This window comes from Bacillus sp. FSL W7-1354, assembly GCF_038002405.1.
GTDB lineage: Bacteria > Bacillota > Bacilli > Bacillales > Bacillaceae > Bacillus > Bacillus paralicheniformis.
In genome coordinates this window covers 1,226,939-1,241,181 of record NZ_JBBOCL010000001.1, presented here as the reverse complement: position 1 = coordinate 1,241,181, position 14,243 = coordinate 1,226,939, and the positions used below count along the sequence as shown (strand labels likewise).

At 45.6% G+C, this 14,243-nt stretch carries 14 protein-coding genes; 11 read left to right on the top strand and 3 right to left on the bottom strand.

Annotated elements, in window-relative coordinates:
- Nucleotides 1-124 precede the first annotated feature (124 nt).
- The 4 genes from MKZ04_RS06225 to MKZ04_RS06210 are packed head-to-tail and all read left to right on the top strand — an operon-like array spanning nt 125 to nt 3,802.
- A complete protein-coding gene (locus tag MKZ04_RS06225; protein ID WP_035338587.1) occupies nt 125-1,024 on the top strand; it encodes a DoxX-like family protein in 900 nt (299 codons plus the stop codon).
- Nucleotide 1,025: 1 nt separating this feature from the next.
- Complete coding sequence (locus MKZ04_RS06220) at nt 1,026-1,643, top strand: DUF4166 domain-containing protein (RefSeq protein WP_023855713.1); 618 nt, start codon at nt 1,026-1,028, stop codon at nt 1,641-1,643.
- Nucleotides 1,640-3,286, top strand: coding sequence for a YndJ family protein (locus MKZ04_RS06215; protein WP_328067235.1), 1,647 nt, complete (start codon nt 1,640-1,642; stop codon nt 3,284-3,286). The genes MKZ04_RS06220 and MKZ04_RS06215 overlap by 4 nt, the downstream gene beginning before the upstream one ends.
- Nucleotides 3,287-3,316: 30 nt before the next feature.
- The gene (locus MKZ04_RS06210) at nt 3,317-3,802 is read left to right on the top strand and encodes a DinB family protein (RefSeq protein WP_020451748.1); all 486 of its coding nucleotides are present in this window, start codon (nt 3,317-3,319) and stop codon (nt 3,800-3,802) included.
- A 69-nt stretch (nt 3,803-3,871) separates the two neighbouring features.
- On the opposite strand, the gene yqeK is transcribed toward MKZ04_RS06210, so the two are convergent.
- Nucleotides 3,872-4,486 carry a bis(5'-nucleosyl)-tetraphosphatase (symmetrical) YqeK gene (yqeK, locus tag MKZ04_RS06205; RefSeq protein WP_445662241.1) on the bottom strand — a complete coding sequence of 205 codons (615 nt, stop codon included), beginning with the start codon at nt 4,484-4,486 and terminating at the stop codon, nt 3,872-3,874.
- Nucleotides 4,487-4,635: 149 nt separating this feature from the next.
- Between yqeK and MKZ04_RS06200 the strand changes: the two genes are divergently transcribed.
- From MKZ04_RS06200 to MKZ04_RS06190, 3 genes are all read left to right on the top strand, one after another.
- On the top strand, nt 4,636-5,121 hold the full coding sequence (locus MKZ04_RS06200; protein ID WP_180806822.1) for a MarR family transcriptional regulator: 486 nt from the start codon (nt 4,636-4,638) through the stop codon (nt 5,119-5,121).
- A gap of 100 nt (nt 5,122-5,221) precedes the next feature.
- Nucleotides 5,222-5,821: a TetR/AcrR family transcriptional regulator gene (locus tag MKZ04_RS06195; protein ID WP_020451745.1), complete on the top strand. Its 600-nt coding sequence runs from the start codon at nt 5,222-5,224 to the stop codon at nt 5,819-5,821.
- A gap of 6 nt (nt 5,822-5,827) precedes the next feature.
- Nucleotides 5,828-6,238: a DUF5367 family protein gene (locus tag MKZ04_RS06190; RefSeq protein ID WP_020451744.1), complete on the top strand. Its 411-nt coding sequence runs from the start codon at nt 5,828-5,830 to the stop codon at nt 6,236-6,238.
- 50 nt (nt 6,239-6,288) lie between these two features.
- Here the strand turns inward: MKZ04_RS06190 and MKZ04_RS06185 are convergent, their stop codons facing one another.
- The gene (locus MKZ04_RS06185; protein ID WP_341045542.1) at nt 6,289-7,617 is read right to left on the bottom strand and encodes a S8 family peptidase; all 1,329 of its coding nucleotides are present in this window, start codon (nt 7,615-7,617) and stop codon (nt 6,289-6,291) included.
- A 222-nt stretch (nt 7,618-7,839) separates the two neighbouring features.
- On the opposite strand from MKZ04_RS06185, the gene csaA reads away from it, so the two are divergent.
- Nucleotides 7,840-8,172 carry a chaperone CsaA gene (gene csaA / locus MKZ04_RS06180; RefSeq protein ID WP_020451742.1) on the top strand — a complete coding sequence of 111 codons (333 nt, stop codon included), beginning with the start codon at nt 7,840-7,842 and terminating at the stop codon, nt 8,170-8,172.
- 44 nt (nt 8,173-8,216) lie between these two features.
- Here csaA and tlpB read toward each other — a convergent pair whose 3' ends face one another.
- On the bottom strand, nt 8,217-10,202 hold the full coding sequence (gene tlpB / locus MKZ04_RS06175) for a methyl-accepting chemotaxis protein TlpB (protein ID WP_341045541.1): 1,986 nt from the start codon (nt 10,200-10,202) through the stop codon (nt 8,217-8,219).
- Nucleotides 10,203-10,664: 462 nt separating this feature from the next.
- On the opposite strand from tlpB, the gene abc-f reads away from it, so the two are divergent.
- The 3 genes from abc-f to MKZ04_RS06160 all read left to right on the top strand — a co-directional run bounded on the left by abc-f (nt 10,665) and on the right by MKZ04_RS06160 (nt 14,234).
- Nucleotides 10,665-12,392 carry a ribosomal protection-like ABC-F family protein gene (gene abc-f / locus MKZ04_RS06170; protein WP_149169694.1) on the top strand — a complete coding sequence of 576 codons (1,728 nt, stop codon included), beginning with the start codon at nt 10,665-10,667 and terminating at the stop codon, nt 12,390-12,392.
- Between the two features lie 146 nt (nt 12,393-12,538).
- Complete coding sequence (locus MKZ04_RS06165; protein WP_023855724.1) at nt 12,539-12,664, top strand: hypothetical protein; 126 nt, start codon at nt 12,539-12,541, stop codon at nt 12,662-12,664.
- Between the two features lies 1 nt (nt 12,665).
- The gene (locus MKZ04_RS06160) at nt 12,666-14,234 is read left to right on the top strand and encodes a spore germination protein (RefSeq protein WP_080131422.1); all 1,569 of its coding nucleotides are present in this window, start codon (nt 12,666-12,668) and stop codon (nt 14,232-14,234) included.
- Nucleotides 14,235-14,243: the final 9 nt, after the last annotated feature.

Sequence of the window (14,243 nt, the reverse complement as noted above, 5' to 3'; positions counted from 1 at the left end):
GGCCTAACAGCCGAGGATTTTTTTATGTCGGCAAAGAGAGACTGGATATGCAAAAATTGGTTCACACATGATGTGTTCCATGTTATGCTGTTATTGTGAATATATTCACAAAAGGGCGTGCGCAATGAAAAAAACTCCGATTTACGTAGAAATATCTATCCAGACAGATATGGAGCGGCTATGGCGCTATACTCAAGATCCTGCCCTCCATCGGCAATGGGACTTGCGATTTACGGACATTACCTATTTAAAGCGCAGACCGAGTGAACCGCAAAGGTTTTTATACGAAACGAGAATCGGCTTCGGTTTAAAAATTTCCGGTACAGGAGTGTCTGTCGGAAACGTATATCAAGACACGGGAGACAGAGTCTCGTCACTCAAGTTCGCTACAAACCACCCGCTTTCTGTCATTCGCGAAGGCCGAGGATATTGGAAATACAGCGAAAGCGAAACCGGGATCACGTTTATGACACAATACGATTATGACACCCGTTACGGGAGGCTGGGCCGGCTTGCAGATAAGGCATTCAGGCCGCTCATCGGCTGGGCGACGGCCTGGAGCTTTGCTGCGCTGAAGATCTGGCTTGAAAAAGGACACCATCCAAGGCTGCTTTTTCAAAAAACATTGATCTATTGGCTCGTTTGTCTGCTGTTTTCTTTCGTCTGGATTTACCAGGGGCTTGTGCCAAAGCTCATGATGGTTCATCCTGAGGAAATCAGCATGCTTTCGACTTTCACGGGCGGCCGTTTTCATCCCGAAATGCTCCTGAAACTGATCGGCATGGCCGAGGTGATGGTCGGCGTGTTATGGCTTTATCCAGGTCGGAAAAGGAAGTGGTTTCTTTTGCATATCGCCCTGCTTGTGCTGCTTTCGGTATCTGCAGGAATGGCTGATCTCGCATCTTTTGCCCAACCTTTTAACCCGGTCGTGCTTAATGCCGCGCTTATCATCTTGTCCGTTGTCGGCTATGTGAGCGCTTGCGGCATTCCACACGCGGGTAATACGATCAGAAAGAGGCGTTGATTTGGTTTCGATGTATGAACGGGTGATCGAGGATTTTCACCTTCTTCACCCAAAACTCAAGGAACGGTATCACCTCACCCAAGAAAGCGCGTTCAGAGGAAAAGGAGTGATGACGGAAATATCCGGCGGTTCGTACTGGATCAGGCTGTTGTTTAAAGCGGGAACGGTCTTCCGCTGTTTTTTTCCCGAAAGAGGGAGGAACATTCCGTTCACGATTGAAAATCACATTCGGCTGACGAAAAATGATACACCGGCAGCCGTTTGGAACAGGACTTTCTTTTTTCGTGATAAACAAAGGTATTTTGATGCGGTCATGATCTATGATGAAAGCCGGGGAGAAATTATCGACTATTTCGGACATCCGCCAATCTTAATTTCAAGCCTGCGGTTTAAGGCGGAAGCTGACGGATCACTGTCGATTACTTCTGTCAGACAATGGCTGCCTTTATTCAGTAAAAAGCTGCCCCTTGCAAAGTGTTTATACGGTATTTCCAGGGTGAATGAATCGTATGACGAAGAAAAAGGCTGTTTTACGATTGATGTTCATGTGAAAAATCCGCTGTTCGGAACGCTGTTTGCCTACAGAGGAACGTTTAACAGGGAGGAGGAGATGGCATGAAATTCCGCCGCTTTTTTGTAAGCGTTCTTTGCTATGCGGTTTTTTTCGCCGGCAAAGCGCCGGACATCCCGCCAGCAGAGGCGCTGCTTTTATTAGCGATGCTATTTTTTGTTCCGGCCGCACTCGATCTTACTCAGCATGAAAACGGAATGTTTCGGCTGATCAGCGCGTGCTTTCCTTATGCGGCTTGTGCGGCTTCGTTATCCCTGTTGTTCCATTCCCCGCTTTTTTCAGCGATTTGGCTATGCTATACGGGGATGATCGCCTTATACGGCGTCCTTCGTCTCTGGGAAAGAGGAGGAAAGGGCCTTGAAGAGGCATCGATTGACAGCGGTCTGCTTTACCTTCCTTTCGGAGGGGGTTGGCTTTTTGCTTATACGCTGAATCTCCAGGTCATGGATTTCAGCCCGCTGATCGTGCTGCTGACAGCGGTGCATTTTCATTATTCTGCATTTCTCATTCCGATTTTTAATGGAATGCTCGGAAGGAAGCTGAAAAAGAAAGGCCTTTTTTATACAGCGGTGACATGGCTCATCATGCTGTCTCCGCTTTTCATTGCGGTCGGCATATCGTTTTCGAAAACCATTGATGTCTTCGCCGTTGCGCTGTATTTGGCGGCCATATACGGCAGCGGCTTTCTCGTCTCGATCGCGGCCTTCAAAAACAGCGCGGCTCGCCGCTTTGTGATCTTTTCGTCTTTTACATTGATGATTACCATTGCTTTTTCACTTATTTACTCTTACGGTGTTTATCGCGGCCGGCCGACTTTTACAATTCAGGAAATGATTTGGATTCACGGGCTTGTCAACGCTTTTGGCGTCATTATTCCAGCGCTGACCGGCTGGCGTCTTGAATCTCCTGAGCCGGACTGTGAAAGGAGGCAAGGCGAAATGATGAGCAACATTTACGGGTCATGGAGAATCGGAGCCGATTTTTTACAACGGCACCGATTACAAAGCGATTCGTCTTACCAAGGTCTTGCCGATGATATGAGCGCATTTCAGAGAAACGGATTTCAGCTTGAGACGGTTTCTCCTCTCATTCTCGATTTCTATGAGCATACTGCCGATTATTCGTTAACAGCGGAGATCGCCTGGCGTCCATGGTTTAAGCCGCTTGCGCACATGTATCAGCTGATTTCAAAAATGACAGGGCAAATTCATTTGGGGACAAAGACCGGGCGGCAAACGATGGAGGGCGAGATTATCGGTGTTGATTCAGCCAAAGACGGCAGGAAGAATGTGCGCGCCTGGGTCAGAACGAACGAGGAAGGCGAGACTGTGTTCGTGGCGCTTTATTCTGCTCATACCCATGATGACATCACATATATGAATATTGCACTGCCATTGCCGTTTTCCAATATGACAGGCATTTTAAAGCCGAAAGCAGAGGACGGCTGCCTGATTTTGACGAGCAGTGACAAACAATCTGACCGGGGTGATGAAGGCATTTTCCTTTCGACCGGAACAGGTACGTTTAAACTGCCGCTTGCCGAACGCTTTATCATCAAAGAGCAGGGACGAAAGAGGCTCTGCGCTCATCACTGCATGTGGCTGTTCGGCATACGGTTTCTCGACATTCAATATCATATTGAAAAAAAGGATTCTGCCGTCAATAGGGCGAAAATAGCAAAAGAAAGCTAGGCAAAAATCGAATCGAACTGGAGGGTATTTATGCTAAAAAACATTTTGCTTGAACAGTTTAAAGCATGCTTTAACGAAACGACTTGGTTTGTTTGTTTTCAAACGGCTTCCGCTGATCTTACGGAAAGCCAGGCAAGGCAAAAAGGGGAAGGTTCGGAAAATTCGATTTTAGAAATTGCCAACCATTTGATTTTTTACAACGAGCGCTATTTAAAGTGGTTTAAAGGAATTCCCGTTCCGGCTTTTGATTATACGATCGATGATACGTTTGTAAACAAAAGCGGACTGGGCTGGGAAGAAAGCCGGCAGGAACTGAATACGATCTATAACGAATGGATCGATGCGCTTTCGGCATGCGAAGAGAAGATGCTGAAGGAGCCGGCCCAGCATGATCCGCATTCCACCTGGGCGGAGATTTTGTCCCTTCTCATTCTTCATAACGCTTACCATCTGGGACAAATCGTCACGATCCGAAAACAGCAGAAATCGTGGGACCCTTCAAAAGGCGTCAACTAACGGTGTTGTCAGGCAAGATGGCGGCTTAAGGCGGTCACCCACCCTAAGCCGCAGTTCATTTTGCCTGGGTCAAGCTTCGATTATTGCTTTCAGGTGATAATAGGCGTCTTTTAGCCAGGGATGGACAACTTTCAGTTTATCTTTTTGTTTCCACAAATACTGAATATAAACAAACGCCCCGTGCTCCAGAGAAATTTCAAGCGCTTCACAAAGCTCCTTGATATAAGGCGGAGTCCCTGTCTGATCCCATTCTATTTTGTCCGCTGAAAACAGGACAAGGTCGAGCTGGGAGGGATTTTTTTTAAGCGTTGTATGGCATTCTATTGCATCTAAAATATCTTGATCCGCCACCTGAAACAGGTCCCGCGCCATCACTTTCGACAGTTTTTGATGGATAATCATCGGAAATATCCGTTCTTCGGGCAGAATATCAATACCGAGCGCCTCAGCAGCCGCAACTCTTTTTTCATTAGGGATGACACCGCTGATGTCATGCATAATACCGGCTATTCCCGCTTTTTGTGCAGGAACATGAAAACGCTTTGCCAATTTTTCCGCCGCTTTTTTCACTCTTATCGAATGTTCGGCTGTTTTTTCGTGGTTATGGCGTCTCAAAAATTCAAGGGCATCTGAACATACATCACCTGTGCAACGAACTTCCATCTCTATTCCTTCAATATTCATCAGAGATTCTCCTTTTTGAGGTTGTTTCATGATAAACAAAACACATTTGTTATCTGATTTTACCTTATCATAACATTGACAAATCCTAAAACATACCATTAAAATATTTTGTTAACCGGAAAATAAAAAGAAGGGACTGTCCATTGACTATGTCTGAACTGACAAAACAGCTGATCTATGATATGTATGTTAAACTCCTGCACCTGAACGAACAAAAAGCGGATACTGATCTCAAGGCATTTTTAAAGCAGGCGGCAGAATCTGATGTTAAACGGCTCCCGGGGAATATGACGACCATCCATGTCATCAGCTGTATCGGTCATGATGAACCGATTAATAATACAGGCATCGCCAAAAAAATGAATTTGTCAAAAGCAAATATTACAAAAATCAGTTCAAAGCTGCTGCAAGAAGGCCTCATTAAACGGTTTCAATTGACGGACAATAAAAAAGAGATCTACTTCAGGCTGACGCCCAGCGGAAAACAAGTGTATGAACTTCATGAAAAGCTCCATCAGCAAAAAGCGGAACAGTTTCAGAGGTTTCTCGATTCGTTTTCAACAGCAGAACAGGGAGCTATTTTGAAATTTCTTCAAGGTCTGACACTTATGACAGAAACGGATAGGAAACAATAATAATATTATGTTAACTTGAATGAGCGATTGACAAGAAACCCCTTCCAGATTATAGTTGAATTAATGAGTTAGTTATTCAGATAACTAAGAGGTGAAGTGAATGGCGAGGCCGAATGTGACTTCAAAAGAAACGTTAATTGAGGCAGCTAAGCGCCGCATTGCCGGACAGGGTCTGGACAAACTGACGTTAAAGGCGGTTGCTGAAGAAGCAAAGGTGACACAGGGAACGGTTTACTATCATTTCCGGACAAAAGAGCAGCTTGTGTTTGAAGTGGTCCGCGACCTTTGCCGCGCGTCGTGGGAACGGTTGAAAGCAAATGATAGACCCGCTGCCGAAAGGATAAAAGACGGATTGTCATCGGCGAAATCAAGAACACGGAAAGATGCGTATTACCATCAACTTTTTTTAGAATTAGCCGTTTTAGGTTTTCGAAATGAAAAGATAAACGAGCAGCTTGGAGAACTTCTCGAAGAGGAAAATGCGGTGTTGGCAGAACAGCTTTCCGAGATGTGGAAGCGTTCTCCTGTTGACGGGGTTTCTTTCAGCACGTGGGGCATTCTTTTAAACGCACTAATCGACGGTCTTGCTCTTCAGTCGCTGATGTCTTCGGGATTTTCCTCTGAAAAAGTCTACGGGGAATTAGAGGCGGTTCTGCAGATGCTGACGGAAACCGCCGTAAAACAGCATGGAGGGGAGTAAAGGGAGATGGAGATGTTAACTGAAAAACTCGGTTTGGCTCTTGTTTTTTCGTTCGTTGTCTGGCTTGGCGCCACCGTGTTTTTTATGCTGTTCGGCAGTGCGGTTCTTGCCGAACCCGGCCAAGATTCTTTTATGCTCCGCTTTTTGCTTCTTGAAGCCGGAACTTTTGCCCTACTATATGCCGTGATCCTCGCTTACCGGCGAGTTGACAAATCGAGGTTTGCTGCGGTTAAGTTTGGCATTGTAGGGTCGGCAGTCGGTTTGTTTCTCGACACATTTTCTTTATGGCATCATTCATTGATCTTCCCGGCGCTTTCACAGGGCCAGGTGATTGGATTTGCGGTTTGGATGGTCTTCGCGTATGCCATGTATTTGACGATACCGCTCATACTTGAAAAAAGAAGGTCTGCGGTTTAAATCTTTTATGTAAGATTCGCCCGCTTTATGCTAAAACGGGCGAACGGTCTTTAATCTTGCGGAACCGATTGTTCTGCATTGATGTATCCAGCACCGTAAACATTTGGATCGCGATCTTTCCATAAATCGGTTCCGTCTATTAACAGTTGTTTGATTTCATCAGGTCCTGTCCCTGGGGCTTGCTGAAGAATAAGGGCTGCAATGCCTGCGCAGATCGGCGTGGCCATCGAGGTTCCGGATAATATCATATAATCTGTGCCGACTCTGTTTGCTTTTTGCATCTTATCGAGGAAAGATCCAGGTGAACGAAGCGATGTAATATATGTGCCCGGTCCCAGCAAGTCCGGTTTAACTTGACCGTAGATCGTCGGCCCTCTGCTTGAATAAGAGGCAACATCATCATCCTCCCGGCTGACTGTATCCCGGTCATCCAAAGCTCCGACTGTAATAATCTTGCTGCTGACGCCCGGGCTGGCAATCGTTTGCGCATCAGGACCGGAATTTCCGGCTGCCGCACATACAACAATGCCTGCGTCCCATGCTGCATGAACAGCTTTAACGACCGGATCTTCTTCCTCATTCTCGTAGCGTAACGCATCTGCCCCCAATGACATTGAAAGAATGTCGATCGGATCATCAGGGTTTTCCTCATTGAATTGAATGCACCAATCGATCCCTTGAATGACAGTTTCCAGCGTGCCGGATCCCATTTTGTCCAATACTTTTACACCGACAAGTTCCGCTTCAGGAGCAGGCCCCCGGTACTGACCCGATGAGGCAGCTCCGTTTCCGCAAGCATCGCCGGCGCAGTGTGTGCCATGGCCATTGTCATCATACGGTTCTGTCCTTTGGTTGACAAAGTCTTGAAAAGCCCTGATCCTGCCTTCAAGATCTTTGTGAGGGTATATGCCCGTATCAATGACAGCGATTGTAACACCTTTGCCTGTCAGCGTCTGGTTGTTTCTGATCACCTCTTTGGCACGGCTTGATTCAACCGCTACGTCGAGGAGCGCTTTCACTTTGCGATTTAAATAAATTTTGCGAATGTCACCGCATTGAGATAGAAGCGATTGCAAAGAAGAAGGGGTGACTTCCGCGCTGCAGCAGCTAATGTTGGAAAAGCGATGCTTGATTTTGTTTCTTCTCTTGCTGCCGATCATTTCATTGACTAATTGATAGCCTTTATGGTGGCTGTCTTTTTCAAATTCAATAATGACCGGTATTTTTTTGTTCTTCATTAATATTTTTTCGAAAAATCCGTGTAAAAAGCAAGGGGTCCATTTAAAAGGTTTATAGAGTTTCAGCACGCTTTCTCTCAGCGGCCGGTCCAGTTTATGGGCGTTGGACCTTACCATTTGAACCATATAGGAACCGAACATCCTAGTTCCACCTCATCTCTTATAGTTTATTCTTCCTCTTAATCTATGAATGAAAGGGGGGTCCCGTAAAGTTGGCTGTCCTAAAACGGCGGCAAAAGAGGCCTGTTTCCCATTCGCTTCTGAAAGTGGCAACGGAAGTCCAGGGTTTAAACGAGCCAAAATACATGATATTCTAGTCATGTCAATATCACCCTCTAGAAAGCGGCCAAAGGAGCTGAATTCATGGCAACAATCGAAGATTTTTTAGAGCTGGATATTCGGATTGGGACAATTTTAAAAGCGGAAGAGTTTCCTGAAGCGAAAGTGCCGGCTATTAAGCTTGAGATCGATTTCGGAGAAGAGATTGGCGTCAAACGTTCGAGCGCTCAAATCACAAAGCGTTATACACCTGAAAAGCTTATAGGCCGGCAGGTGACGGCAGTCGTCAATTTTCCGCCGCGGCGGATTGCCGGGTTTAAATCGGAAGTTCTCGTTCTTGGCGGCGTGCCGGAAAAAGGCGACGTTATTTTGCTGGCGCCTGATCAAGAAGCGCCCAATGGAACGAAGATCAGCTGATACATAAAAGAGAGGCTCCCTCTACCAGAAGGAAGCCTCTTTTTTTATTTCACCTTGAATTTTTTCGTCAATTCTCGCAGATCTTCCGCCATTTGTTCAAGTGTGGCAGAAGACGTACTGATTTCTTCCATTGAAGCCAGCTGTTCTTCCGCTGATGCCGCAATATCTTGTATTCCAGCTGTGCTTTCCCTTGAAACATTGGCGATTTCCTGAACGGCACCGGAGACTTCCTCCGAGCCTTTCGACAATTGTTCGACCGCTGCATTGAGCGTTTGCAGCTTGCCGGCGATCTCATTCGTCATGCCGCTGATTTCGTGAAAGCTCGTTTCTGTTTTCTCGGTAATTTTGAGTCCGGATTGGACTTCATGGTTGACCGATTGAAACATCTTGAGAGAATGTTCGATTTCTTTGACGATTTCCTGAATCAGCGCTTCGATTTCTTTTGCCGATTCCGCTGATTGGGCAGCAAGCTTTCGAACTTCTTCGGCGACGACGGAAAAGCCTCTGCCTGACTCGCCGGCGCGGGCCGCTTCAATCGCGGCGTTCAATGCCAATAGATTCGTTTGATCGGCAATTCCGTTAATGACCCTGAGAATTGATGTGATATCTTTCGATTTGCCTTCGAGACCTTTGACGACGCTCTCAGCTTGTTTGACAGATCGATCGATGGAGTTCATCTGGCCGACCGTTTTCTGAACGAGTTCTCCGCCGGTTTCGGCGATTTCTGTCGATTTGATCGATGATTCAGTAATCGATTCCGACACTTCGGTCATTTCGCTCAGATGATCATTCATTTGGCTGAGCTGCTGCGAGCTGGTTTCGACTTTTTCATTCTGGCTTTCGGCCCCGTTAGAGAACTGTTCGATCGCGGAAGTAATATGTTCTGTCGCTTGGCTCGTCTGTTCCGCGCTTGCTGTCAGCTGCTCTGATGATGAGGCGACATTCTCAACCGATTCCTGAATGGTGCCGATCAGTGTGCGGAGCGATTCCGCCATATCATTGAAGCTTGTGCCGAGCTGCCCGAATTCGTCATTTGAACGGACTTTAATTTGCTGTGTCAAGTCGCCGCTGCTGATGTTTTTTGCAGATTGAACGAGCTGATTCAATGGTTTGCTGATCGCGCGGACGATAAAGAAAATGAGAATTCCGCCTAGCACCAAAGCCACTGAAAAGACGATCAGAGCCATATAAAAGACGGGCTTTGTGGCGTTTGTTATCTCATCGGAAAAGATTGTCCCGGCAATTTTCCAGCCTGTCAGTTTGTTTGTTGCAAACGCCATTTGCTTTTCTTTTCCTTCAAAAGTATATTTGAATTCACCTTTTTCTTTGCCGTAAACTTGGTCAACCCAACCGCCTTCACCTTCAGTTCCGGCTTTAATCTTCGGATGGGCGATATACTTTTTAGATGCACTTGAGATAAAAGCAAAGCCGTCTTTTCCGACTTTGACATCATTTGTCGCTTTAATCAGCTCATCGATATTCAAGCTGAGCGCCGCGACGCCTGACCCGTCTTCATTCTGCTTGGCAATGGTAATGACCGTGTTGCCGGTAGCGGCAGAGGTGTATGGATCAGTGACGATGATTTTGCCTTTTTTCTCAACCGCTTCTTGGAACCATGGCCTTTCCGCGGGATTATAGCCGTCAGGCATTTTCGTATAAGGATGCTGCACGTAGACACCGTCTGCAGAGCCTGTGAACACGGCTTCTACATCTTTATTTTGTCTGGCGTATTGTTCAAACTGTTGTCTTAACGAAGTCTGGCCTTTATCCTTGTATGTTTTTTCTTTGATCACTTCACTGAAATATGTAATAGCATCCGCTTTTTTTTCGATATTTTGATCGATCGTTTCGTTTAATTGATCCACGCTGTTTCTTGCGCTTCTCATGATTTCATCTTCAATCGAACTTCCCGCCGTATAATAGGAAACACCTGAAAGGATTAAAACAGGGAGTGTTAAAATCAATAAAAATGAGACCGCTAATCTTTTGGAAAGAGATGGATGCTTGATCCAATTTACTATTTTTTTCATTCGCCAAAACTCCTTTTTATAGGTTACGAGATTAATATCGGACAATTTTCACACTTTTGCATCAAATTTTAAAATTTAGACTTCAAAATAAAATGTCAACTAAGGCGAAGGCAACAGTTTTCGGGATTGGCTGAAAAAAGGGCTGCATAACTGTTGACAAAGTTTACCTTCGTTTATATACTAATCGGTAAATACAGTGAAAGGAATAGGTATAGGGGACATGAAGCAGTAATCTTATTTTCCATCGTTTTTTTAATATGAAAAAACGGAAACTTGGAGAATAGGATGAGTATGCCCTTTTATACCTTGCATCAATTTCTGAAATTTGCATGTTTTTTGTCGTGCAAAGAAATGGGATCGGTTCATACCGCTTTCACGGTGCATATTTTGGCATGATATCCTCTCCGGGTTTCCGCGAGAGGTTTTTTGTTGTCAGCCAAAATAAAAACAGAGGTGAACGGTATGACGATCTTAATGAAAATAAGAGGTTTGCAAAAAAGCTTTGGAGAGCAAACGATTTTAAAAAACATCGATTTTGACATTTCCAATCAAGAGCGGATTGGGTTGGTCGGATACAATGGAGCGGGGAAAACAACGCTCGCAAATATATTGAGCGGTCATATAAAAGCTGACAAAGGCACTGTTCAAACAGACCGGACGCTTAAAATCGGCTATCTGCTCCAGTCGATTGAGTACTCCGTTCATGACTTCAACAGCATATTAACAGACGATGAGGGCGGGAAATTATATCAGTTGACCAGCCGTCTTGGCTTATCAAAGGTCCAAAGCTGGAATTCCGAGCGGCTCAGTCATTTGAGCGGGGGAGAAAAACTAAAGCTTGCGCTGGCGCACGTCTGGAAAACGATGCCTGACCTCCTCATCTTAGATGAGCCTACCAATCACTTGGATTTAAAAGGAATCAGCTGGCTCCTTGAAGAACTGCAACAATATCGAGGGGCTGTATTGATTATTTCTCATGACCGTTATTTCTTGGATCAATCCGTTTCCAAAATACTTGAGCTGGAAGATGGAAAGTTGCACACTTATCAAGGAAACTATAGTGCATACCGGCAGGAGAAAAAACGGTTATATGAAGAACGTCTGCACCAATATGAAGTCCAGCAAAAGCAAAAAGAAAGAATCGAGTCACAGATTGCAACGCTCCAAAATTGGTCCCAGAAAGCCCACCGTGACTCAACAAAACAGGGATCACGGTCAGAACGAAGGCAGCTGGGCTTTAAAGAATACCACCGGGTAAAAGCCAAAAAGCTCGATAACCAAGTCAAATCAAAGCTTAGACGCCTTGAACAGGAACTTGAAAAAAACAAAGCGGAAAAGCCACAAGAGGCAGAATCTGTCAATTTTCAATTTTCATCGGGAGAAAAAAGGGGCAAGCGGATTATCGAAGCGAAAGGCCTGACAAAAGCGTTTGACGGACGCACCTTATTCAAAGACAGCCATTTTTATGTCAAACATGGCGAGAGAATAGGGCTTATCGGAGACAATGGCTGCGGCAAAACGACCCTTGTGAAGATGATGTTGGATGCTGAACCTGCAACAGCCGGAACGCTATGGAAGAGCCGATCTGTAAAGGCCGCATATTTAAGCCAGGATGTCAGTGATTTAAGCGTTGATCAAACAGTTGCTGAAGTACTGAATTTGTCTGACAGAGCCGAAATCGCAAATGCGCGGACCATTTTGGCCAATATGGGAATCAAAGAAAATCGCTTTCATAATGAAATCGGGACATTCAGCCTCGGGGAGCGGACCCGGATTAAACTGGCAGGTATGATTTTAAAGGATTATGATCTGCTGATTCTGGATGAACCGACCAACCACCTTGATTTGCCAAGCAGAGAGCAGCTTGAACAGACATTGCTTGAGTTTCAAGGCACGATCATCATTGTGTCGCATGACCTGTATTTTACAGATCAATTGTGTAACAAACTTCTCGTATTTGAAAATGGGCGCATCATCCGCGTCGAAACCGGATTGAAAGATTATCGGAGCAGAAAGAAACAGCGACATGCAAAACGCGATGAAGAGGAACGGCTTCGTATCGAAAATCGGATGACCGCCGTTCTCGGAGAATTAGCCGGACTCACACCCCAAGACCCGCGATATCATGAATTGGATCAGGAATTTTCAGAGCTGGCCAAACGCAAACGGGCGTTTTTAGAAAAAGAATAAATGGAAAGAACCATTTGTGTTTTTTAACACAGATGGTTCTTTTTTGTTTGACGTGGTTTAAATTACCACCCATTAGAGATGGCACCCAAGGTAATAATAGGATAAAAATGATGGACTTACTACAGCAATAAAAAAGGGTGATCAACATGTGGAAAACGATTGTTTCCTATTTTCCGGACTGGATGGTCCTGATGCAGGCTTTTTTTGTTTTTTTCGTCCCGTTTGCCATATCAAAAGTATTTCTGTGGCTTCGTACGGCAGGGGATGATTGATATGAGATGGTGGAAAGCAAAAACGCGCAGATTGATACAATCGTCCAACAAGCCGGAAAAACCTAAAAATGAAGTGCCGGCTTTGGAATCAACGGGGTATTTGACCGGCGATTTTGATCACGACCTGCAAGCGGTCAAAACAGCCTTGGAGAATAACTCAGACGTTCATTTCCGAGAATTCAACTTAGGGCGCACCGGCATTCGGGCGGCGATTGTTTTTGTTGAAATGCTTGCAGATCAAGACCTGATTGACAAACATATTATGAAATCCCTTATGGATGATTTCTCCAAAGAATATAACATTGAGCTTTCTTCATTAAACAGCAATATACCGGACTTAATCCAAAAGCAGATTTTATCAATCAGCGGAGTATCAGTGGCAAAGCATGTCAGCGAAGTGGTGCCGGAAGTGTTGATGGGTACGGCCATACTGCTGATCGACGGTTCAGCGGAAGTTTTATTGCTGGGAACCGTTAAAAAAAATACAAGGAACATTGAAGAGCCCGTATCTGAATCCTTGGTCAGAGGGGCGCGCATCGGCTTTACGGAAACGATTGGCACAAATACAGCCCTTTTGAGGCAGCACGGCAAAAATCAAAATTTGTCTATGGTTCAATTTCAAGTTGGGAAGCGAGCTGTCAAAAATCTTGTCGTCGCCTATATTAAAGACGTGGCTGAACCAGGACTGGTGGAAGAAGTCAAAAAAAGAATCGAAAAGATTGATATCGATGATGTGCTCGAATCAGGTTTTGTCGAACAGCTGATCGAAGACAATTATCTCAGTCCATTTCCGCAGGTGCAAAGCACTGAACGTCTTGACAGGGTGATGAGTGCGTTAATGGAGGGCAGAGTGGCCATCTTATTGGACGGGACGCCTTTTGTTTTAATCGTTCCGGTTACATTCAGTATGCTCCTGCAATCGCCCGAGGATTATTATGAACGCTGGCTCCCGAGTTCACTGATCCGCATCATGCGAATTGGCGCAGCGATGATCTCGCTTCTTGGACCCGCTTTATATATTTCCTTTATTTCGTTTCATCCCGGGCTGATTCCGAGTGAACTTGCGATTTCCATTACCGGAACGAGGGTGGGTGTACCTTTTCCATCGCTGATCGAAGCGCTCATTATGGAAGTGGCGATCGAAATTTTGCGCGAAGCCGGCCTCCGGCTGCCAAAACCAATCGGTCCGGCGATGGGAATCGTCGGCGGTATCATCATCGGGGAGGCTGCCGTGCAGGCAGGCATTGTCAGCCCGATTATGGTCATTGTTGTCGCCGTTACCGCGATTTCTTCATTCGCCATTCCGCAATACAGCGCCGGTATTTCGCTGCGCATGTTGAGATTTGTGGCGATGTTTTGTGCAGCCACATTCGGTTTGTACGGGGTGATTATGTTTTTCCTCATGCTTGCCAGCCACGCGGTGAAGCTGAAAAGCTTTGGTGTTCCATACGCAAGCCCGGCTGTCCCTTATCGTTTGCAAGATTGGAAAGATTTCATCGTTCGCATGCCGATACAGATGATGAAAAAGCGGCCGAAAATGCTAAAAACAGACGATTCGACACGTCAGTAGCAGAGAAAG